The organism is Pandoraea bronchicola (assembly GCF_902459805.1).
In the GTDB taxonomy this organism is placed as follows: domain Bacteria; phylum Pseudomonadota; class Gammaproteobacteria; order Burkholderiales; family Burkholderiaceae; genus Pandoraea; species Pandoraea bronchicola.
The window spans coordinates 220,804-241,575 of the sequence record NZ_CABPST010000006.1; the positions used below are offsets into that span (position 1 = coordinate 220,804).

A 20,772-nucleotide genomic window follows, 5' to 3' on the forward strand; every position below is an offset into this window, starting at 1 on the left:
ACGCGTCAAAGCTGCTTCATAATACGTCGACTTTTGGCAAACTGTCGTCATTCCGGGAGTGGTGAGCATCGACGACGCCCTGAGCGCGGCTGACGCACGCCTTGCGACGGGTTCCCGGCCATCCCCAACGAACACCAACGACCATGACCGCAATCGATGCAACTCAAGCAGGCGCCGCACCGGCCGCGCCGCGTCTGACTTCGCTCTCGCACGGCGGCGGCTGCGGCTGCAAGATCGCACCGGGCGTGCTCTCCGAACTGCTCGCGCGTAACGAAGCGCCGCTGCCGGCGCCGGCAGCGCTGCTTGTGGGCACGGAGACGTCTGACGACGCAGCGGTCTACCAGCTCAACGACGAGCAAGCCATCATCGCGACGACGGACTTCTTCATGCCCATCGTCGACGACCCGTTCGACTTCGGCCGTATCGCCGCGACCAATGCGTTATCCGACATTTATGCGATGGGCGGCAAGCCGATCTTCGCGCTGGCCATCGTCGGCATGCCGATCAACGTGCTGCCGCGCGAGACGATCCGCGACATTCTGCGCGGCGGCGAATCGATCTGTGCCGAGGCGGGCATCCCGATTGCCGGCGGTCACAGCATCGACTCGGTCGAGCCGATCTATGGCCTCGCGGCACTCGGCGTGGTGCATCCGAAGCGGTTGAAGCGCAATGCCGACGCGCAGGCGGGCGACGTGCTCGTCCTCGGCAAGCCGCTCGGCGTCGGCGTGATGTCGGCGGCGCTCAAGAAGAATCAACTGGACGAGGCGGGCTATCGCCGCATGATCGATGCCACGACGCGTCTGAATCGCGTCGGCCCGGCGCTGGCTGCGCTGCCGGGCGTGCATGCGCTCACGGACGTGACCGGCTTCGGCCTGCTCGGCCACACGCTTGAAATGTGCCGCGGGGCGAATCTGGCTGCGTATTTGCGCATGTCCGACGTGCCGTTGTTCGACGGTGTGCGAGCGTTGGCCGACAAGGGATGCATCACGGGGGCGTCCGGACGTAACTGGGCGTCCTATGGGGCGTCCGTCGAAATGGGCGAGCGTCTGACGGATCGCGATCGCGATCTGTTGTGCGACCCGCAGACGGCCGGCGGCTTGCTGGTGTCGTGCGCGCCCGGTGCGGTCGACGACGTGCTGGCGGTCTTCCGTGCAGACGGCTTCGACGAAGCGGGCATCGTCGGCGCCATGCGTCCGGGCATGCCCGGCGTGCGAGTGATCTGACGGGCGTGGCTAGAGGCGGGCGGCGCTAAAGGCGGGCGGCGCTTCCGAAGCAGGAAGGAAGCGGCGCGCCCGCTATGTCATGCCGCACGGCGCTCTGCGTGGGCGTCGATGAAGGCGATGATGGCCTCGCCCAGCGGGACCGGCGCATCTCGGTGCGGCGAATGCCCGCACGCCGGCAGCTTCACCACTTTCGCGTGCGGCACATGCGTGGCGATGCTGTCCATCTGCGCCATCGTGCCGTACTCGTCGTCTTCGCCCTGAATGGCGAGCAGCGGCTTCGAGATGCTCGCCACGGCGCCCACCAGATTCCATTCGCGAAACGCCGGGTTCAGCCAGATATCGTTCCAGCCCCAGAACGCCGAATCGACGTCGTCGTGATAGCGCCCGAGCTTGGCTGGCAGATCGGTTGTCTCGTAGACGGTCCGGGTCCTGGCGATGCTTTGCACCGACACCTCCTCGACGAAGAGGTGCGGCGCGAGCACCACCGCACCGGCGAGCCGGTCCGGGAACGCAGCCGAGAACAGCAGCGAGATCGAGCCGCCGTCGCTATGGCCGACGAGCCACACGCGATCGGCCTGCTCGGCACCGACACCTACCGCATCGAGAAACGCGGGCAATACCTCACGTGCCTGACGGTGCATGAAGTCCACCGGCCACTTTTCGTCGTGCGGGCGCGGTGTGGAGCGGCCATAGCCGTTGCGCGAATACACGAGGCCGCGATAGCCGCCCGCGTCGCACAACTGCTGTGGCCAGTCTTTCCACATGGCCACCGAACCGAGTCCCTCATGCAGAAAGACCAGCAGCGGCGCATGCGTGCGTTCGGGGTGGATCCATCGATACTCGAGCGAGAGCGGGCCATGTGAGGCGGTCTCGATCCGGGCGAACTCAACGTCCGACATTGTCTTGGGGTCTCCTAAAGCAACTCGCGCAGCTTGAAGCGCTGCACCTTGCCGGTGGCCGTCTTCGGCAAATCGTCGACGAACACCAGCTCGCGAGGGTATTTGTGCGGCGCCAGCCGCGCCTTGACGAACGCTTTCAGCTCGGCAGCCATCGCGTCGGTCGCCGCGACACCCGGCTTGAGAACGACGAAGGCCTGTGTCTTGGTCAGCCCGTTATCGTCGCGTCCCACGACCCCTGCCTCGAGCACGGCATCGTGCTGCATCAACACCATCTCGACTTCGATGGGCGAGACGTACTGGCCGCTGACCTTGAGCATATCGTCACTGCGTCCCGCATAGACGTAATACCCGTTGGGCAGACGCTGGTACTTGTCGCCGCTCTTGAGCCAGTCGCCGAGGAATGTCGAGCGCGACTTCTCGCGATTGCACCAATACATAAGCGCCGCGCTCGGCCCTTTGATGTACAGGTCACCGATCTCGCCATCGGGCACGGGCTGACCGTTCTCGTCGCGCAGCGCCACGTCGTAGCCCGGCACCGGCTCGCCTGTCGTGCCGTAGGCGACCTGTCCCGCGCGGTTCGACAAGAAGATGTGCAGCATCTCGGTCGAGCCGATGCCGTCGAGAATCTCCGCGCCGAAATGCGCCGTGAACCGTTCGCCGATTTCGCGCGGCAACGCTTCGCCTGCGGACGTACACAGGCGCAACGCCACGTCTTCGCGCTCGGGCAGGTGCGGTGAGGCGAGCAGGTTGGCGTAGAGCGTCGGCACGCCATAGAAGATCGTCGGGCGATGTTGGCGAAGCCGCTGCGCCACGGCTTGCGCCGTCGGGCGCTCGGCCATCAGCACGACGGTGGCGCCCACCGACAGCGGGAATGTCAATCCGTTGCCCAGCCCGTACGCGAAGAAGAGCTTCGCCGCAGAAAAGGCGATGTCGTCCTCACGGATGCCGAGCACATGCCGGCCATACGTCTCGGCGGTCCAGTACAGGTTGGCATGCGTGTGCACGGTGCCCTTCGGCTTGCCGGTCGAGCCCGACGAGTACAGCCAGAACGCAATGTCGTCGCCTGCGGTATCGGCGGGCAGTGCGCTCGGCGGGCCGTCGACCAGGGCGTCGAACGTCGGCAAGCCGGTCGCCGTGTCCGTCTCGCCGGCAACCGGTTGCGAGACGACGCATGGCGGTCGCGAGGCCACTTTCTCAAGGGCCGCCTGCACCGTCGGCATCAGCGCGCCGGACGCGATCACGAGCTGCGCCTTGCTGTGCGCAATCATGTAGGCGTAATCGTCGGCCGTGAGCAGGGTGTTGACGACCACGGGCACGACGCCGGCGTACAACGCGCCGAGAAATGCGACCGGCAGGTCGACGGTGTCGAGCATGACGAGCAGGATGCGCTCCTCACGATGGATGCCCGCGCGGGCGAGTCCGGTCGCGAAACGCCGGCTTTGCTCCGCCAGTTCGCCATAGGTGAGCTGGCGCGTGTCGTCGAGATAAGCAGTCTTGGCAGCGCGCCCGCGATTGAGCGCCTCCAGATGCGCAGCGAAGTTGAAGTTCGCCGGCGGTGGGGTGAGTACGGCTTCCATGTTGCCTCCGGTGGATCACCGCGCGGCGCACCGCTCGCAAATGAGCGGCGCACGCGTGGCGTGAGTGCTTTATGGCGCTCTGACGGCGCCTGTATGAATCACCTTGACTTCGACGGCCTGCGACTGCTGCTGGCGTAATGCGTTACGACGTTGGGAATTCGATGGCGTCCTGCGTCAGCGCTTCGACCAGCGCCGCTGGACCTTGAACGGCCGAGCGCACGTGATAGAAGCGCAGCGCGCGAAGTCCGCCGAGCTCCTCGCCGCCACCGGCACGGCCCGGTCCGCCGTGCAGCGATTGCGGCATGACGTTGCCGTGCCCGGTCTGTGTCTTCGCGACCGACGGATCGATCGCATGCACACGACCATGTGCGTCGGCCAGCGCAAGGGCGGGCGTGCGCATGGCAACGGCGTCGTTGCTATACAGCGAAACTACGAGTGAGCCCTGTCCTCGCTTGACGAGGGCGAGCGCCTCGTCGAGATCGCGATAGCCGACGAGCGTTGCGACAGGGCCGAAGACTTCCGTGTCATGCACGCGCTTGCCGCTCGCGCCATCGCGCAAGCCGAGCAGCACGGGGGCAACGCAGGCGCTGTGCGGCCCGGCGTCGACGAAGACCGTTTCGCGATTCCCGTCGTAGAGCGTTTCGGCTTCCGTCTGCAAATGGGCGATGCCATCGAGCACCGCTTGCTTTTGCGCAGTGCTGACCAGCGACCCCATCGTCACGGCCTCATGGCGCGGGTTGCCGACAACTGTCTTGGCGAGACGTTCCGCAATGGCGGATGCGGCCGCATCGAAGTGTTCGACGGGCACCATCGCGCGGCGAATGGCCGTGCATTTCTGGCCCGACTTGACGGTCATTTCTCGCGCCACTTCGCGCACGAACTGGTCGAAGGCGGCGGTGCCCGGCGCCGCGTCGGGCAACAGGAGGGCGCTGTTCAGACTGTCGGCTTCTACGTTGATGCGTGCCGAGCGCCGGGTGAACGCCGCATGCGCGCGCAGCGTCGCGGCAGTGTCGGCCGAGCCCGTGAAGGAGACCACGTCGAACGGGCCAATCCGGTCGAGCAGACCGGCGGCGCTGCCGCAGATCACCGACAGGCTGCCCGGTGGCAAGATGCCGGCGGCGACGACGTCGGCGACCATGCGCTGCGTCAGCCATGCCGTGGACGTCGCGGGCTTGACGATGACAGGCACGCCCGCAAGCAGCGCGCCGGCTGCCTTCTCCCAAAGCCCCCAGGCCGGGAAGTTGAACGCGTTGATGAGCAGCGCCACGCCCGGTGTCGGACGGAACACGTGACGCACCGCGAACGAGGCATCTTTGGCGAGCGGCACGGCGGGGCCATCGAGCAGCGTATGCGCATCGCCGAGCGAGGCACCGCGCTTCGCATACGTCGACAGCGTGTAGATGGCGCCGTCGATATCGACGGCAGAGTCGGTGGCGACCGTGCCCGAATTGGCGGTGGCGATGGCGTAGTAGTCGTCGCGATTCGCCTGCAAGGTGGCGGCGATCTGCGAAAGCCGCTGTGCGCGTTCGCCATACGACAAGGCGCGCAGCGCGGGGCCGGCCGTCTCGCGTGCGAAGGTGAACGCGGCGTCGAGATCCAGGCCGGCGCTCGATACGAAGGCGAGCGTCTCGCCGGTGACGGGGTCGGTGAGCGCGGTACGTTCGCTCGCGTTTGACGTGTTTGAGATGTTTGATGTGTTTGAGGCACCGGCCACCCATTGGCCAGCGACGTAGTTTTCCAGCAAGGCGGGGGTACTCATGACCATGAACCGAGTTGAGTCCAGCAGATAGACGTGCGCGCGTCCGATCAGGCGCTGCGCGTGAATTCGATAGCGCCTTCGGGCAGCAGATACAGGACGAGGGCACGACCGTTGGCGACCGTCGGCCGATGCGCGGTGCCGGGGCCGTACACGCACCAGCCCGCGGGATGCCCGTCGAAGGTCGCCCCCGGCGTGAGCGGCATGATCAGATCGATTTCGCCATTGGGATGCGCGTGGTGCGGCCCGGCCAGATCGGCCATATCCACTACGTCGACGGAAAAGCCATGCGTGTCGGGCGTAGGTTTGATGACACGTCCGTAGCGAATGCCGCCGCCTTCGCGATGGCATAGCCAGCCCTCGGCAACGCCGGTACGGCAGGCGTCGGTCAGCGCTTCATAACCCGGGGAACCGGCACCATAGTGCGCGTTGAGCCAATCGGCGAGGTGGGCGTCGATGGCGCGGCCGTCGAGTTGCCGCGTGAGGTCGGCAATCAGCGCCTGAAATTGGGGCACATCCATCCTTGTCTCCTGGGGACGTCGCAGTCGCGGTGCCGGCCGCAGCGGCAGGTTGGCCCTGAATCGTTCAGGGCCGGCATTGCCTTGGCAATGCGCCGACGCTTGCGCATCACGGCTTGCGCACTGTCTGTTGATATGACGTCGATCAATGACGGTGCTCAGGAAGTCTGGCCCGCGTTTGCTTTTTTACCGACGCATGGTGAAAATTAGAGCATGCAAATTTCGCTGTCAAGCAATATATTACATGTTACCTGTTTCGAGGATCTCGCCTGATGAATAAGAGTGCGCATGCCGATGGGGTGTCGACGGCGCGGGGCGCCGGTGAGAAAGACCCGTTCCTGGTCGCGCTGGGCGAGCGGGTGCGAACGCTGCGTGCCCGACGAGGACTGACGCGCAAGGCGTTGGCGCTGGATGCTGGTGTCTCCGAGCGTCATGTGGCCAATCTGGAGTCGGGGGTGGGCAATGCGTCCGTGCTGTTTCTTCGTCAGTTGGCGCACGCACTAAATTGCACATTGGCGGAAATCGTGGGTGACGAGACCACGTCGTCCGCGGAGTGGCTGCTCATTCGCGAAATCCTGCACGGGCGTGACGGCGAGGCGCTCACGCGTGCGCGTCAGGCACTGAGCGAGTTGTTCGCCGGCAGCGAGCGCGACCCGGACCGGCGCGGGCGCATTGCGCTTATCGGGCTGCGTGGCGCAGGCAAGTCGACGCTGGGCCGTATGCTCGCCGACGACATGCACGTGCCGTTCGTCGAACTCAATCGCGTGATCGAGCAACTCGCGGGCTGCCCGCCGTCGGAGATCTATTCGTTGTATGGCGCCACCGCCTACCGCCGCTATGAGCTGCGCGCGCTGGAGGCCGTGGTGGCTGAACATCCGCGTGCCGTGATCGCTTCGCCGGGCGGTATCGTGAGCGACGCCGCGACCTTCAATTTCCTGCTGACTCACTGTTATACGGTGTGGCTGCAAGCGTCGCCCGAAGAACACATGAAACGGGTGGTGGCACAGGGCGATTTGCGCCCGATGTCGGGCAACGCCGAAGCAATGGACGACCTCAAGCGCATTCTGGCCGGGCGACAGGACTTCTACGCCAAGGCCGACATGAGCTTCGATACCGGTGGACGTGCCCTGGCCGACGCCTACTTGCAACTGCGCGGGCGCCTGGCAGTGCAGTTGTCATCGGATTAAATGTCCGCATCTGCAAAATAATTCATTTTTCTTTGGGTAAACGGTTGACGGTGGGGTGATGCTGCACTATATTGCAATCCAACAAGATCATTATTCGTGTTGGAGGCAATCATGTTCGGCAAACCCCACGTCGACTATCGTACGGACCCCACGCAGTACAAGCACTGGAAGCTGAGTTTCGAAGGCCCGGTGGCTACGCTCGCCATCGACATTGCGGAAGACGGCGGCATTCGCGAGGGCTACAAGCTCAAGCTCAATTCGTACGATCTCGGTGTGGATATCGAATTGCACGATGCCGTTCAGCGCATCCGCTTCGAGCATCCCGAAGTGAAGACGGTAGTGGTGACGAGCGCCAAGGACCGTGTGTTCTGCTCGGGCGCCAACATCTTCATGCTTGGCCTGTCCTCCCATGCGTGGAAGGTCAATTTCTGCAAATTCACCAACGAAACGCGTAACGGTCTCGAGGATTCCAGCCGTCATTCCGGCCTGAAGTTCCTGGCCGCCGTGAACGGTGCGTGCGCAGGCGGCGGCTACGAGCTGGCGCTCGCTTGTGACGAGATTTATCTGGTCGACGACCGCTCGTCGTCGGTCGCGCTGCCGGAAGTGCCGTTGCTGGGGGTGTTGCCGGGCACCGGCGGCCTCACGCGTCTGACGGACAAGCGCCATGTGCGTAATGACCGCGCCGATATCTTCTGCACCATCGTCGAAGGCATTCGCGGCGAGCGCGCCAAGCAATGGCGTCTGGTTGACGAAGTGGTCAAGCCTGCGCAATTCGCGCAGACGGTATCGGCCCGCGCGGTGGAACTGGCCCAGAACAGCCACCGTCCGGGCGGCAAGGGGGTCACGCTCACACGTATCGAGCGCACCGATGAGCCGGATGCCATCCGCTACGAATTTGTCGACGTGGAAATCGACCGCACCAACCGTACCGCCAGCCTGACCGTGAGGGCGCCGAAATCTGCACCGCCGTCGGATATCGCCGGCATCGAAGCGGCGGGCGTGAACTGGTGGCCCCTGAAGATGGCGCGCGAGCTCGACGACGCCATCCTCAATCTGCGCACCAACGAACTCGATATCGGCACGTGGTTGCTGCGCACCGAAGGCGAGGCAAAGCATGTGCTGGCCGCCGACGCGTCGCTGCTGGCCCACCAGGATCACTGGTTTGTGCGCGAGACCATCGGCATGCTGCGCCGCACGTTTGCACGTATCGACGTGTCGTCGCGATCGCTCTTCGCGCTGATCGAACCGGATTCGTGCTTCGCCGGCACGCTCGCCGAGTTCGCTTTCGCCGCTGACCGCACGTATATGGCCGCGTTGCCCGCGAGCGAGGAAGACGAACCGGCGATTACGCTGACCGAAGTCAACTTCGGCTTGCTGCCGATGGTCACCGATCAATCGCGTCTGGCACGCCGCTTCTATGAAGACGCAGCAGAGCTTGACGCCGTGCGCGCCACCATCGGCCGCGCGGTGCGTCCGGATGAAGCGGAGCGTCTGGGGCTGGTCACTGCGGCTGTCGACGATCTCGACTGGCCGGACGAAATTCGCATTGCCATCGAAGAGCGTGCGGCCATGTCGCCCGATGCGCTCACCGGCATGGAAGCGAACCTGCGCTTCAACGGCAAAGAGACGATGAACACGCGCATCTTCGGCCGCCTGTCGGCATGGCAGAACTGGATCTTCATTCGTCCGAATGCCGTGGGCGAGAAGGGCGCGCTGAAGGTCTACGGCAAGGGCAACAAGGCGCAGTTCGATCTGAACCGCGTCTGACGAATGGGCTGCACCGCCGCCGGCGGCCTGCGCCGGGCGGCGGCAACATCAGACGAGACGTCTTACACAGAATACGCACGAGACACGAGGAATCCCACGATGGCTTCGATCAACTACAGCGAGAAGATCCCCAACAACGTCAACCTCTCGGACGACCGCACGCTGCAACGCGCGCTCGAGCAGTGGCAGCCGAATTTCCTGTCCTGGTGGGGCGACATGGGCCCGGAAGGCTCGCACGGTTTCGACGTGTATCTGCGCACGGCCGTGAGCGTGGACCCGAGCGGCTGGGCGCACTTCGATCACGTGAAGATGCCGGATTATCGCTGGGGCATCTTTCTCACGCCGGGCGAAGCCGAGCGCAAGATCCACTTCGGTGAGCACAAGGGGGAAGCGGCGTGGCAAGACGTGCCGGGCGAGCACCGCGCCAACCTGCGCCGCATCATCGTCACGCAGGGCGACACGGAACCGGCATCAGTAGAGCAACAGCGCCACCTTGGGCTGACGGCGCCGTCGATGTACGACCTGCGCAACCTGTTCCAGGTGAACGTGGAAGAAGGCCGCCACTTGTGGGCGATGGTCTACCTGCTGCATCGCTACTTCGGCCGCGACGGGCGTGAAGAAGCGGAAGCGCTGCTCGGCCGCCGCTCGGGCGACGACGACAATCCGCGCATTCTCGGCGCGTTCAACGAAAAGACGCCGGACTGGCTGGCGTTTTACATGTTCACGTATTTCACGGACCGTGACGGCAAGTTCCAGCTCTCGGCACTGGCCGAGTCCGGTTTCGATCCACTCGCGCGCACCACGAAGTTCATGCTGACCGAAGAGGCGCACCACATGTTCGTGGGCGAGTCGGGTGTCTCGCGCGTGATTGCGCGCACGGCACAGGTGATGAACGAACTGAAGACCGACGACGTCGCGAAGCTGCGCGCCGCGGGAGTGATCGATCTGCCGACGATTCAGCGCTACGTGAACTTCCACTATTCCGTGACGATCGATCTGTTCGGCGCGGACCAGTCGTCGAACGCCGCGATCTTCTATAGCTCCGGCCTGAAGGGACGCTATGAAGAGAGCAAGCGCGACGACGACCATCAACTGAACGGCCAGATGTACCGCTTGCTCGATGTGGACAACGGCAAGCTGGTGGAGCGTGAAGTGCCGATGCTCAACGCCATGAACGAAGTGCTGCGCGACGACTACATCAAGGACTCGGTCGCGGGCGTGAATCGCTGGAACAAGGTGCTCGAGAAGGCCGGTATCGACTTCCGCCTGACGGTGCCGCACAAGGCTTTCAACCGTCAGATCGGCACGTTCGCCGGCGTGCGCGTGTCGCCGGACGGCCGCGTGGTGAGCGAGACCGAATGGGCCGCCCACGAACGTGAGTGGCTGCCATCGTCGGAAGATCGTGCGTATGTGGCGTCGCTCATGGGCCGTGTGGTCGAGCCGGGCAAGTTCGCCAACTGGATTGCGCCGCCTCCGTTGGGCATCAACCGTCAGCCCATCGACTTCGAGTACGTGCGCTTCAACTAAAAGAGCCGCAGCGCATTCCCCACAAGGAGACAGCATCATGAACGGCCCCGTTCCGGTCGAAGTTCTGAAGCAGCATCTGATCGATCCGGAGATCTGCATTCGCTGCAACACCTGCGAAGAGACGTGTCCGATCGACGCGATCACGCATGACGAGAACAACTACGTTGTGCGCGCGGACACATGCAATGGGTGCATGGCGTGCATCTCGCCGTGCCCGACAGGGGCCATCGACAACTGGCGCGACGTGCTCAGGGCCGAGGCCTACTCGGTCGACGATCAGCTCACGTGGGACGAACTGCCTGTGCAGGACGACGCCCTTGCCGGTCAGGGTTCGATCGGCGAGGCGGCGCAAGGCGCGTCCGGCAATGCGTCGGCCGATGCGCCCGAGCCCGTCATCGGCGGTTCGGATCTCGTGCGCGGCTCGGTCGTGCCGCCGTGGTCCGCCGCGAAGCCTTACGTCAATCTTTACAACCACAAGGCGCCCGTTCAGGCGACCGTGGTAGGTAACTATCGGCTGACCGACGCAAGTGCCGAGAGCGACATCCATCACATCGTGCTCGACTTCGGCAAGCAGCCGTTCCCGGTGCTCGAAGGGCAGTCGATCGGCATCATCCCGCCGGGGACGACGGCCGACGGGCGGGCGCATCACGCACGGCAGTACTCGATTGCGTCGCCGCGCGATGGCGAGCGTCCCGGTTATAACAACCTCGCGCTCACGGTCAAACGCGTGACGAAAGATCATCAGGAGCAGGCGGTCGGGGGCGTGTGCTCGAACTACCTGTGCGATCTGAAGAAGGGGGATGTGGTGAACGTGATGGGCCCATTCGGCAGCACGTTCCTGATGCCCAACCACGCCGATTCGCATCTGCTGATGATCTGCACCGGCACGGGGGCCGCGCCCATGCGCGCGATGACGGAGTATCGCCGCCGTCGTCGCCTGAAGGGCGCAACAGGTAAGTTGATGCTGTTCTTTGGCGCACGCACGCAGGGCGAATTGCCGTATTTCGGTCCCTTGCTCAATTTGCCGAAGGATTTCATCGACACGAATCTCGCCTTCTCGCGCACACCGGGGCAAGCCAAGCGCTACGTGCAGGACGCGATGCGCGAGCGGGCGGCCGATGTCGCGGCGCTGCTGCGGCATGAGCACACCTACATCTACGTGTGCGGGTTGAAGGGCATGGAGGATGGCGTGCTGCAAGTGTTGCAGACCATCTCGGGCGAGGCCGGGCTTGACTGGCAGGCCCTGTGGCAGCGGATGAAGACGGAAGGGCGCCTGCATCTTGAAACCTACTGACGGCCATTGACGACATTGGCCCGCGCTTGCCGGACCGATCGGGCGGCGAGGGCTTCAGATTGACCGACGGCGTTCTGCGCCGGCTTGACACCGCGTGCTCCGGCACGCGGTTTTTTTTCGTCTGACGCGGGAGATCGCTGGGCGAAGGGGGGCAGACGCCGTCCCGGAGACGTCACCGGAATTGAGTAACATGGAGGGGCTGCATCCCTTCCATCTTTTCTCTGAACGGAGAGTCACATGGGCAAGAAGCGGATTCTGGTATTGGCGGGCGACTATGTCGAAGACTACGAGTTGATGGTGCCCGTGCAGGCACTCGCCGCCGTGGGCCATCGGGTCGAAGTCGTCTGCCCGGGCAAGAAGGCAGGTGACAAGGTTCGCACCGCGATTCACGATTTCGAAGGCGATCAGACCTACAGCGAGAAGCGCGGCCACGACTTCACGCTGAATGCCACATTCGACGGGCTTTCTCCGGCCGACTTCGACGCGCTGGTCATTCCCGGCGGCCGGGCGCCGGAGTATTTGCGTTTGAACGACGAAGTCATCGCGCTGGTGAAGCATTTCGCTCAGAACGACAAGCCGATGGCGGCGATCTGTCACGGCGCGCAGTTGCTGGCGGCGGCCGGTGTTATCGAGGGGCGCGAGTGCTCGGCGTACCCGGCATGTGCGCCGGAGGTGCGCCTGGCGGGCGGGAAGTACATGGAGATTGCGATCGACGAGGCGCACACCGATGGCAAGCTCGTGACCGCGCCCGCGTGGCCTGCGCATCCTGCATGGATCGCCCAGTTCCTCGTCGTGCTGGGAACGAAGATCGAACTTTAATCCCCGGTTGAAACGGAGCCTTGGCGTTTGATGGGAGGCGCGCTATCGAAGCTCACCGATGGCGCGCAGTCTTTCGTCTGCCTCTGCGAGCGTGTGCTCGCTGAACACTTCAATGCCGTGCTGTCGCAACCATGCGGCCGCTACGCCCTCGCCCGCGATCTTCCGGCCGCTGAACGAGCCGTCGTAGATCGACGTGCTGCCGCACGAGGGGCTGCCTTCCTTTAGTACCGCAATGCGGATGCCGTGACGCTGTGCCAACGCGAGTGCGTGTTGCGCGCCATCGAGGAAGGCGCCGGTGACGTCGGCCCCGGTGTCGTCCATCACGCGTGCGCGTTGGTGCCACACCGCGTTGCCGCCTGCCGCGCGCGCGATCTCGGCAGGGGGACGCGGCGTCGGTAATCCGCCTGCCACTTCTGGACAGATCGGCATGATCAGGCCGCCAGCGCGCCAGCGTTCGAGAATAGCGGCGGCATCGGATTCGCAGGGTGCGGGGCGCCCGTGATAGCGGACCGGATGGCCCAGAAGACAACTGCTGACAAGAATGCGGGGCGACGTAGGCATGGCGCGAGCCTATCATGCGCGGCGGAATTATCCGAACTTGCCACATTTTCCAAAGCTCGCCGCCCGCTAGCGCAGCAAGATCTGCCGATCTCAACCGGGGCGGCGGTCTTGCGGTTTGCGCGCGGGCGCCCCGCCATACGACCAAGGAGTGTCGTGATGGACATCAACGCTTGTCCGCCGGGAGGCATCGCTTCCGGCAGTTTCTCCGCTACCGTGCCGCGATGCGAAGGGGCGCCGCCGGAGGCCGTGCGTCTCGCCGCGTTCGGGCCGGTCACCGGACACGATGGCAGCGGTGCGCCGCTGCCTGGCGTCGGACCGCATGACTTTTCGTTGGCGCAGCCGGTGTACGGGGCCGCGTCGCCGAGGGCGAACCGGGAGGTGGTGCATATGTGGTCGACGCCGCGAGCCGATGCTGCGCAGTTCGTCGTGCGGGCGTGTCCGAGCGCATGGTGCGCGACGCAGTCATGGCTTGCCTCGCGGCTGTGCGGTGCATTAGGACTGGCGACGCCGACGGCGCTTCTGGTGCGCGGGTGTTCGCTCGCATTCGACGGGACGCATGCACCCGAGCGCCTCTATCTGGCGACGACTTATCTGCCGGCCTATCGAGCGCTGGGGCAATGGCTCGAGGGAGATGCGGCGTGGCGCGTGATCGACGGCGGGCGCGGTGGCGCCGGCGATGCCTGCAAGCAAGCCAGGCATGAAGCGCGAGAGATCGGGTGGCAGATGGAGCAACGCGTCGCTAACGCCGCACAAGCCCGGGCGGACGCTCAGGCATATGCCGCCATCGTGAAGGCGCGCAACGACAGACGGGCGATGCTCTGCCGCGCACTTCCCGACGTCTACCAGTGCGCGCTGGAGCGGCATTACATCGCTGCGCTGTGGCTGGGCAACCGGGATCTTTGTAACGCGTCGATGGGGAACATCGGCGTCTGGCGCGACAAGAACGATCTGCCGTACATCATGACCGTCGACTTCAGCACCTGCCTTGGCTTGGCGGTTCAAGGCGAGCGTGAGGCAGAGGGCGATGGGGTTGTGCGGCGGCGGGGACAGGCGTTCGCGTCACTTGGGGCGCCGCGTTGTCCCGGGCGTGCAGAGCGTTCCGATACGTCGCACTACGGCTCGGTGATTTTGGAAGGCGCGCTGGCTGACCTGACGCAGTTTCGCCACGGCGAATACTGCGCGCCCTTTGCACGCCGGCTCAGCAGGTGGACATGCGCGGCCGACAGCAAGACCGCACTCGACGAATTGAAGGACCCAACCGGTGTGCGCGCCTTGGCGGCCGAGATGGCTTACCGGTTGGCCCGGATTGGCGCGCCGGATATCTTGCCTTGGGCGGCCAGCGCCAGCGACATTGCACGCGCGCTGCCGGCCGGCAATGGCAGCGACAGAAGCACCGAGGACCCCGATTCGCAAGTGCATCGCATTCTGTCGCGTCGCGATTGTCTCGTGACGTTGTTGGGGGGGAAGTCGGCGGCGCAAGCCTGGGAACAGCTGTATCCGACGCGCGCCGCAGCGATCAAGGCGCAACAGTCGCCGTTTCTGACGCCGGAGAGAGAGGCGTAGACGCCGTCACGGGCGCGGGGTGGCGAGCAGCTCGCGTGTGGCGTCGACCAACGCGTCGATGGCGGCGCGCAGCTTCGGCGAAGGATGCCGCGTGTCGGGCCAGACCAGATGCAGTGGCGTAGCGGGCGAGTCGCGCTGAGGCAGCAACTGCTGCAATTTGCCGGTGTTCAGCGACTGCGCGACCATCCATTGAGGAAGACAGACGATGCCGAGCCCTTGCTCGGCGGCGTCGACGAGGGTGACGGGGTCGTCCAGCACGAAGCGCGGCGGGCGGGGCGCTTCGTGCCCGATTGAGAGCGCGGGCCACTCGGAGAGACAGCCGTTGCGTCCGTACATCAACCGCTCGTGCCGAGTGAGGTCGTTCGGCGTTTGCGGCGTGCCGCGCTCGGCGAGATAGGCGGGCGAGGCGCACAGCATCGTCGTCTGTACGCCTAGCAGGCGGGTCTTGAGTCCGGGCGTGTCGTCAAGGTGGCCGCTGCACACGGCGAGGTCGTAGCCGTCCTCGACGAGGTCCACACGCCGGTCGCTGAACGCCAGCTCCAGTCGCAACTGCGGATGCGCCCTCGCCAGCGCCAGCAAGACGGGGGCGATGCACTGCCGGCCGATCTGCACCGGCATGCTCACCCGGAGCTTGCCCATGGGCGTTTGCGATCCGGCGCTCAGTTCATTCTCGGCTTCTGAAAGATCGGCGAGCACTTTCGTGCAGCGTTGATAGAACGCCTGCCCTTCGTCCGTCAGGTGCTGGCTGCGCGTGGTGCGGTGAAACAGACGTATCCCCAGCCGCGCTTCCAGCCGGCCAACACGCTTTGCAACGGCCGAGCGCGTCAGGTGCAGCCGTTCGGCGGCGCTCGAGAAGCTGCCGGCATCGGCGGCTGCCACGAAGGCGGAAATGCCCGACAGGCGCTCGGGGGTGTAGACCTCATTGGTTCCCATATATCGCCAATTAGCGGTGAAATTGCCAATAATGCCGCGAAGTATTCTCCAATAAGCGGGGTGTGTCCACCCCGGGGCGCCGGGACGGGCTGGAGGCTCCGGCGGCGGCGATCGACCGTCACGGCATCGTGCCGGCGGTCGACGCCGTCTACGATCTCGACGGCTTGGACAGGGCGTTGTGACACCTGTGCCGAGGGGCGTTCGGCACGGCGGTCGTGCGGCTGGCCGGGCCGGTTGCCTAACGCCGCAAGCTCGCATAAACTATCGACGCCACAAACCCCGCGTGACTGGCGATTAGGGTGCACAGCCTTGTGTGCCCGAGGTGGAGCAACCCACCGGGAAGCGCCGGGGTCTTATTTGCCGTTCGCCTGGGCAGCCGTGATGGTTGGTGCTGCCCTGTCTATCGTCTTCTGAAGCACAAAGGAAGGCGCGCTGCACCATCCCCTCCCGGAAAACCTGTTCAATTCAACGGAAACGCCATGTTCGACAAATCGAAATCTACCGTTGCCTCCGTCGATCCCGACGTTTGGGCTGCGATTCAGAAAGAAAATCAGCGTCAGGAAGATCACATCGAGCTGATTGCTTCGGAAAATTACACCAGCCCGGCGGTGATGGAAGCGCAGGGCTCGCAACTGACCAACAAGTATGCGGAAGGTTATCCGGGCAAGCGCTATTACGGTGGTTGCGAGTATGTCGACGTGGTCGAGCAACTGGCCATTGACCGTGTGAAGGCGCTGTTCGGTGCGGAAGCCGCGAACGTGCAGCCGAACTCGGGCTCGCAGGCTAACCAGGGCGTGTACTTCGCCATGCTCAAGCCGGGTGACACGATCATGGGCATGAGCCTGGCGCACGGTGGTCACCTCACGCACGGTTCGCCGGTCAACATGTCGGGCAAGTGGTTCAACGTGGTCAGCTACGGCCTGAACGAGAAAGAAGACATCGATTACGACGCTGCGGAGAAGCTCGCGCAGCAACACAAGCCGAAGTTGATCGTGGCGGGCGCATCGGCCTTCTCGCTGAAGATCGACTTCGAGCGCATTTCGCAGATCGCCAAGTCGGTCGGCGCGTACTTCATGGTCGACATGGCGCACTACGCCGGTCTGATTGCCGCCGGTGTGTACCCGAACCCGGTGCCGCACGCCGACTTCGTTACCACGACCACGCATAAGAGCCTGCGCGGCCCGCGCGGCGGTGTGATCCTGATGAAGGCCGAATTCGAGAAGGCGATCAACTCGGCCATCTTCCCGGGCATTCAGGGCGGTCCGCTCATGCACGTGATCGCGGGTAAGGCTGTCGCGTTCAAGGAAGCCGCCACGCCGGAATTCAAGGCCTATCAGGAACAAGTCGCGAAGAACGCCCGTGTGATGGCCGAGACGCTGGTCAAGCGTGGTCTGCGTATCGTGTCGGGCCGTACGGAATCGCATGTGATGCTGGTCGACCTGCGTGCCAAGAACATCACGGGCAAGGCTGCCGAAGCTGCGCTGGGCGAAGCCCACATCACCGTCAACAAGAACGCGATCCCGAACGATCCGGAAAAGCCGTTCGTGACGAGCGGTGTGCGTCTGGGCTCGCCGGCCATGACCACGCGCGGTTTCAAGGAAGCCGAAGCGGAGCTGGTCGGCAACCTAATCGCCGACGTGCTGGATAACCCGGAAGACGCTGAGAACCTGGCCCGCGTGCGCGCACAAGTGGCCGAGTTGACCAAGCGTTTCCCGGTCTACGGCTAAGCCGCGAGCGCCGCACGCATGCGCTGCCCGTTCTGCCGGCACGACGACACGCAAGTCATTGACTCGCGTGAAGCGGAAGACGGCGCTGCCATCCGGCGGCGCCGGAAATGCCCGTCGTGCGACAAGCGTTTCACCACGTACGAGCGTGTCGAGCTGGCGATGCCGGCTGTCGTCAAGAAGGACGGCAGCCGCGCCGAGTACGATCGTGCGAAAGTGCGCGCCAGTATGCAACTGGCGATTCGCAAGCGCCCTGTGAGTGCCGAAGCCATGGATGCCGCGATAGCACGCATCGAGTACAAGCTGCTGGCTGGTGCGGAGCGTGAAGTGATGAGTCAGCGCATTGGCGAGCTCGTCATGCGCGAGTTGAAGCGCCTGGACAAAATCGCCTATATCCGCTTTGCATCGGTGTACCGGAGCTTCGAGGACATTGCCGAGTTTCGTGATGTGCTCGAGGAGATCGACAGCACCGATATCAAGCCCAAGCGTAAGCCGGTGGGTTGAGTCGCGAAAGCGATGCGACGACAGCGCGTGTGAGCGTCAGAAGGTGGTCACGAGGCCAGTCTGACAAAATGAAAGACGAAAGAACCCGTCGTGCCTGAAAGGGCACGGCGGGTTTTTTTATGCCCGCTCGGGAATGGCCGGCATGCCGGGCCGGCTGCACGAATACTGCATTTTTGGGGTCCTCAAGTTGCAGATGGGAAATGACTTGGTTGCAACCGAATTCCGTTGTGTGCGTACTTAATATCTGGGTTATTTTGTGAAATTAGGCTGATTGATGGGGGTGTTTTTGGGAGATGTGCTGGGAAAATATATTAAAAGCAATGGGATTCATCACAATATAAGTTGTGCGTAGTGTTTGGGGAAATTACCAAATAAATCTGAGATTGGCTTGGTTTCGATAGCTTGTACCTAGAATTCGCCACTTCGCGGTCGGATGCCGCTGTTTTGGTGACGGTGAGTTGCCCCGCCGTTATAAAGAATTCTTTAGAGGTTATCGAATGCAATGCAAATTTCAGAAGTCGGAAACACTTCGTCAATCCAAAATCTGCGTGGCCGTCGCGACGGTGCTCGCTGCGATGAGCTTACCTGCGCAGGCTGAATTTTTTCAAGGCGAAGTGGCAACGTGGACGGATCAAAAAGCCAATATTGTGAATCGAATGAAGGGCCGACTTGATCAGGTGAGAACTGATTATGCGGAAAGTGCGAAAAAGGCTGATCGTCTTGATGCGTTGAAGAAGGTTCGTTCGAGTGTTTACTCGGAAATCAAAGGTATTGTCGATAAAGCCGAGTATGACAATAAGCTCACTAATAGCGTCGATACAATCGACGATGTGATCGCCAAGCTGAACGAAGAGGACGGAATCAAGCTGGCGCATCGCTGGGAGCGAGATCTGACGGTGGCCGATCTGGAGGATGTCAAACGCGAAATCCAGAAGGTGCTAAACGCCAACCTGGATGACGTCGCCAATGCGCGCGAGCAACTCACCGACTTCTTGAGTGACGATGCTGCGGTTTTGAAGAGCCGTAATGACGCCACGGATCTCTACGCGAAGCTCACTGAGATCGACACGCGTATTAAAGCCCTGGACAAGGCCGGCGAAGCGGCCTTCAAGGTTATGGCGAATACCAAGGAATTGGTTGTGCCAGCGCAAAACGGCACCGATGCCGTGTTGACGTGGCGCGACGATAACCTGTTCAACTCGCATTTCGACGAGGGCTACGTCGCAGGAGGCGTCGAGATCGGCAAGGAAACCGTGCTCGACATCACGAAGCGCTCAGGCGCTGCGTCGGATGCCGTGAGCGGCGCGCCGGATGGCGTCCGAGATGTCGGCGCGATTCGTTTGGCGGAAGACGTGTCCCATTTGGTGGGCGTTGTCGATGGCGCGTTGAATGTCCATCAGGGCATTGAAGGTGACGGCGAGTTGGCGGTTGCCGTGGGGACCAAGGGAACGCTCAACTTTGTGGCGAACGGCAAGGGTATCGATGCAGCGGCCAAGCGCGTTGTGCTGATGGCCGGGCGTGGCGCGAGCGCTGCGGAAGTCCTCGATGGGACGCTCACGGCGGAGGCCGTCGCGGTCGAGGCGGGCGCCGCCAACGAAGGCGGAGCCATCGTATTCAACACGGGCACGAGTGCGCAAAATGCCGCCATCGCCATTTCCGATGGTGGTCACCTTCGATTCGAAGAGGGCGCCAGCGCTGGCGCGAGCACCATCATGGTGACCGGCGGGAGCGCGCATTTCGAGAAAGCGAGCGCAGGCAGCGCGTCGATTCAGAATGCCGGCATGCTTGAGGCGAACCGCACGTCGATGAACGAGAGCAGCGTGATTAATCATGCTACTGGTGAGTTCACGTTGACTGGCTCGCGGCTCGAGGGGATGCGCCTGACGAATCTGGGGGACGTCGATGTCGAGGAATCCCTTGGCGGAAATGCGCTCATCTCGAATGATGGTGAGGGACACCTTACGATCGTCGACTCCAAACTCGAGCATCTGACATTAATTAACGCGAGCGAAGCAATGATCGATGGCTCCAGTGGCGGTAATGCGACGATCCGCAACGACGAGGGGGCCGTCCTGAAGTTCGTCGATACCAAGCTGGAAGCACTGCAACTCGAGAATCGAGGAGAGGTCGTTGCGGCGGGCAGTACGACTGCCGATAACGCACGGATTCGCTTGGAAGGGGGGGCGTTTGACGTCTCGAATGTCGGAGAATGGTCGGAGAGCGGGCCGCGGGAGGGGGATATCACGATCGGTTCACTGTCAGGTCGAGGTGACCTCATCGCCGGTGACACCCGCGTGACGCTTGGTGCCTTGAACCTGGACGATGTCTTCGAAGGTCGCATTCTCAATGAGTTGAAATTGCCGCTCGACGCTGGCCAGAGTTCGCGTTCCAAGTCGGCGCTCTATACCGAGGCACCGATCTCGCCGGCCGACGTTGACGGCGTGCGTTTGACCAAGGTGGGCACGGGCAACCTGACGCTGGCGGGTGATCAGAGCGGTGTGACGAGCCTGAGCGTGCAAGGCGGTACGCTTACCGCAGCGCATGCCAACGCGCTGGGTTCGGGCACGGTAAATGTTGCCGGTGCAAGCACTGTCGCGCTGAGCGCAGACGTCAGCGGTGTGCAGCACCTGCAGAACGAGGGCACGGTCGATCTGGGCATGAGCAAGCTCGAGGTGGGCACCTACGCATCGGAGGCGGGCGCGACGATCAAGTCGCGCGTTGCCAAGGAAGAAGGGAAGCTCGTTGGCGGCAAGATTCATGTCACGAAGAGCGCAGACTTCGGCAATACGAAACTCGACGTCGCGGCGGCGAGCGATATTGACATTCAAGATATCGTTGGCAACTTCGAAGTGGTGAACGCAGAGGAAAACGCCGCGGTCACCGGCGGCGAACTGACCGTGGGTAGCATCACCGGCGGCAA

General features: G+C 63.4%; 16 protein-coding genes and 1 riboswitch. Of the genes, 10 read left to right on the forward strand and 6 right to left on the reverse strand.

Annotation, left to right across the window (positions count from 1 at the left end; translation table 11 throughout):
- Positions 1-143: 143 nt before the first annotated feature.
- Positions 144-1,223: a selenide, water dikinase SelD gene (gene selD, locus PBR20603_RS14100; RefSeq protein ID WP_150560133.1), complete on the forward strand. Its 1,080-nt coding sequence runs from the start codon at positions 144-146 to the stop codon at positions 1,221-1,223.
- A gap of 77 nt (positions 1,224-1,300) precedes the next feature.
- Here selD and PBR20603_RS14105 read toward each other — a convergent pair whose 3' ends face one another.
- The 4 genes from PBR20603_RS14105 to PBR20603_RS14120 form a co-directional block, all read right to left on the reverse strand.
- On the reverse strand, positions 1,301-2,122 hold the full coding sequence (locus PBR20603_RS14105; RefSeq protein ID WP_150560134.1) for an alpha/beta fold hydrolase: 822 nt from the start codon (positions 2,120-2,122) through the stop codon (positions 1,301-1,303).
- 14 nt (positions 2,123-2,136) lie between these two features.
- The gene (locus PBR20603_RS14110) at positions 2,137-3,699 is read right to left on the reverse strand and encodes a benzoate-CoA ligase family protein (RefSeq protein ID WP_150560135.1); all 1,563 of its coding nucleotides are present in this window, start codon (positions 3,697-3,699) and stop codon (positions 2,137-2,139) included.
- 142 nt (positions 3,700-3,841) lie between these two features.
- Complete coding sequence (locus PBR20603_RS14115) at positions 3,842-5,464, reverse strand: 3,4-dehydroadipyl-CoA semialdehyde dehydrogenase (RefSeq protein WP_150560136.1); 1,623 nt, start codon at positions 5,462-5,464, stop codon at positions 3,842-3,844.
- A gap of 41 nt (positions 5,465-5,505) precedes the next feature.
- On the reverse strand, positions 5,506-5,976 hold the full coding sequence (locus PBR20603_RS14120; protein ID WP_150560137.1) for a DUF4863 family protein: 471 nt from the start codon (positions 5,974-5,976) through the stop codon (positions 5,506-5,508).
- Between the two features lie 269 nt (positions 5,977-6,245).
- Here PBR20603_RS14120 and PBR20603_RS14125 point away from each other — a divergent pair, with 269 nt between their 5' ends.
- The 5 genes from PBR20603_RS14125 (at position 6,246) to PBR20603_RS14145 (ending at position 12,567) form a co-directional block, all read left to right on the forward strand.
- Positions 6,246-7,160 (forward strand): helix-turn-helix transcriptional regulator, encoded by a 915-nt coding sequence (locus PBR20603_RS14125; protein WP_150560138.1) that lies wholly within the window; start codon positions 6,246-6,248, stop codon positions 7,158-7,160.
- A gap of 111 nt (positions 7,161-7,271) precedes the next feature.
- Positions 7,272-8,927, forward strand: coding sequence for a 2,3-epoxybenzoyl-CoA dihydrolase (gene boxC, locus PBR20603_RS14130; RefSeq protein WP_150560139.1), 1,656 nt, complete (start codon positions 7,272-7,274; stop codon positions 8,925-8,927).
- A gap of 99 nt (positions 8,928-9,026) precedes the next feature.
- Positions 9,027-10,454 (forward strand): benzoyl-CoA 2,3-epoxidase subunit BoxB, encoded by a 1,428-nt coding sequence (gene boxB / locus PBR20603_RS14135; protein WP_150560140.1) that lies wholly within the window; start codon positions 9,027-9,029, stop codon positions 10,452-10,454.
- Positions 10,455-10,491: 37 nt separating this feature from the next.
- A complete protein-coding gene (gene boxA, locus PBR20603_RS14140) occupies positions 10,492-11,748 on the forward strand; it encodes a benzoyl-CoA 2,3-epoxidase subunit BoxA (protein ID WP_150560141.1) in 1,257 nt (418 codons plus the stop codon).
- A 237-nt stretch (positions 11,749-11,985) separates the two neighbouring features.
- Positions 11,986-12,567, forward strand: coding sequence for a DJ-1/PfpI family protein (locus PBR20603_RS14145; RefSeq protein WP_150560142.1), 582 nt, complete (start codon positions 11,986-11,988; stop codon positions 12,565-12,567).
- 42 nt (positions 12,568-12,609) lie between these two features.
- Here PBR20603_RS14145 and PBR20603_RS14150 read toward each other — a convergent pair whose 3' ends face one another.
- The gene (locus PBR20603_RS14150; protein ID WP_150560143.1) at positions 12,610-13,128 is read right to left on the reverse strand and encodes a 2-thiouracil desulfurase family protein; all 519 of its coding nucleotides are present in this window, start codon (positions 13,126-13,128) and stop codon (positions 12,610-12,612) included.
- Between the two features lie 156 nt (positions 13,129-13,284).
- On the opposite strand from PBR20603_RS14150, the gene PBR20603_RS14155 reads away from it, so the two are divergent.
- Positions 13,285-14,691 carry a hypothetical protein gene (locus PBR20603_RS14155; protein ID WP_150560144.1) on the forward strand — a complete coding sequence of 469 codons (1,407 nt, stop codon included), beginning with the start codon at positions 13,285-13,287 and terminating at the stop codon, positions 14,689-14,691.
- A 6-nt stretch (positions 14,692-14,697) separates the two neighbouring features.
- Here PBR20603_RS14155 and PBR20603_RS14160 read toward each other — a convergent pair whose 3' ends face one another.
- Positions 14,698-15,624, reverse strand: a complete 927-nt coding sequence (locus tag PBR20603_RS14160; RefSeq protein ID WP_150560145.1) for a LysR family transcriptional regulator — start codon at positions 15,622-15,624, stop codon at positions 14,698-14,700.
- A gap of 273 nt (positions 15,625-15,897) precedes the next feature.
- A riboswitch (ZMP/ZTP riboswitch) is annotated at positions 15,898-16,005 on the forward strand.
- Between the two features lie 98 nt (positions 16,006-16,103).
- Between PBR20603_RS14160 and glyA the strand changes: the two genes are divergently transcribed.
- The 3 genes from glyA to PBR20603_RS14175 all read left to right on the forward strand — a co-directional run.
- Entirely contained in the window at positions 16,104-17,351 is a 1,248-nt protein-coding gene (gene glyA / locus PBR20603_RS14165; protein ID WP_150560146.1) for a serine hydroxymethyltransferase, read from the forward strand.
- An 18-nt stretch (positions 17,352-17,369) separates the two neighbouring features.
- A complete protein-coding gene (gene nrdR / locus PBR20603_RS14170) occupies positions 17,370-17,852 on the forward strand; it encodes a transcriptional regulator NrdR (RefSeq protein ID WP_010808637.1) in 483 nt (160 codons plus the stop codon).
- Between the two features lie 497 nt (positions 17,853-18,349).
- A partial coding sequence (locus PBR20603_RS14175) for a hypothetical protein (protein ID WP_150560147.1) occupies positions 18,350-20,772 on the forward strand: 2,423 nt, incomplete at its 3' end.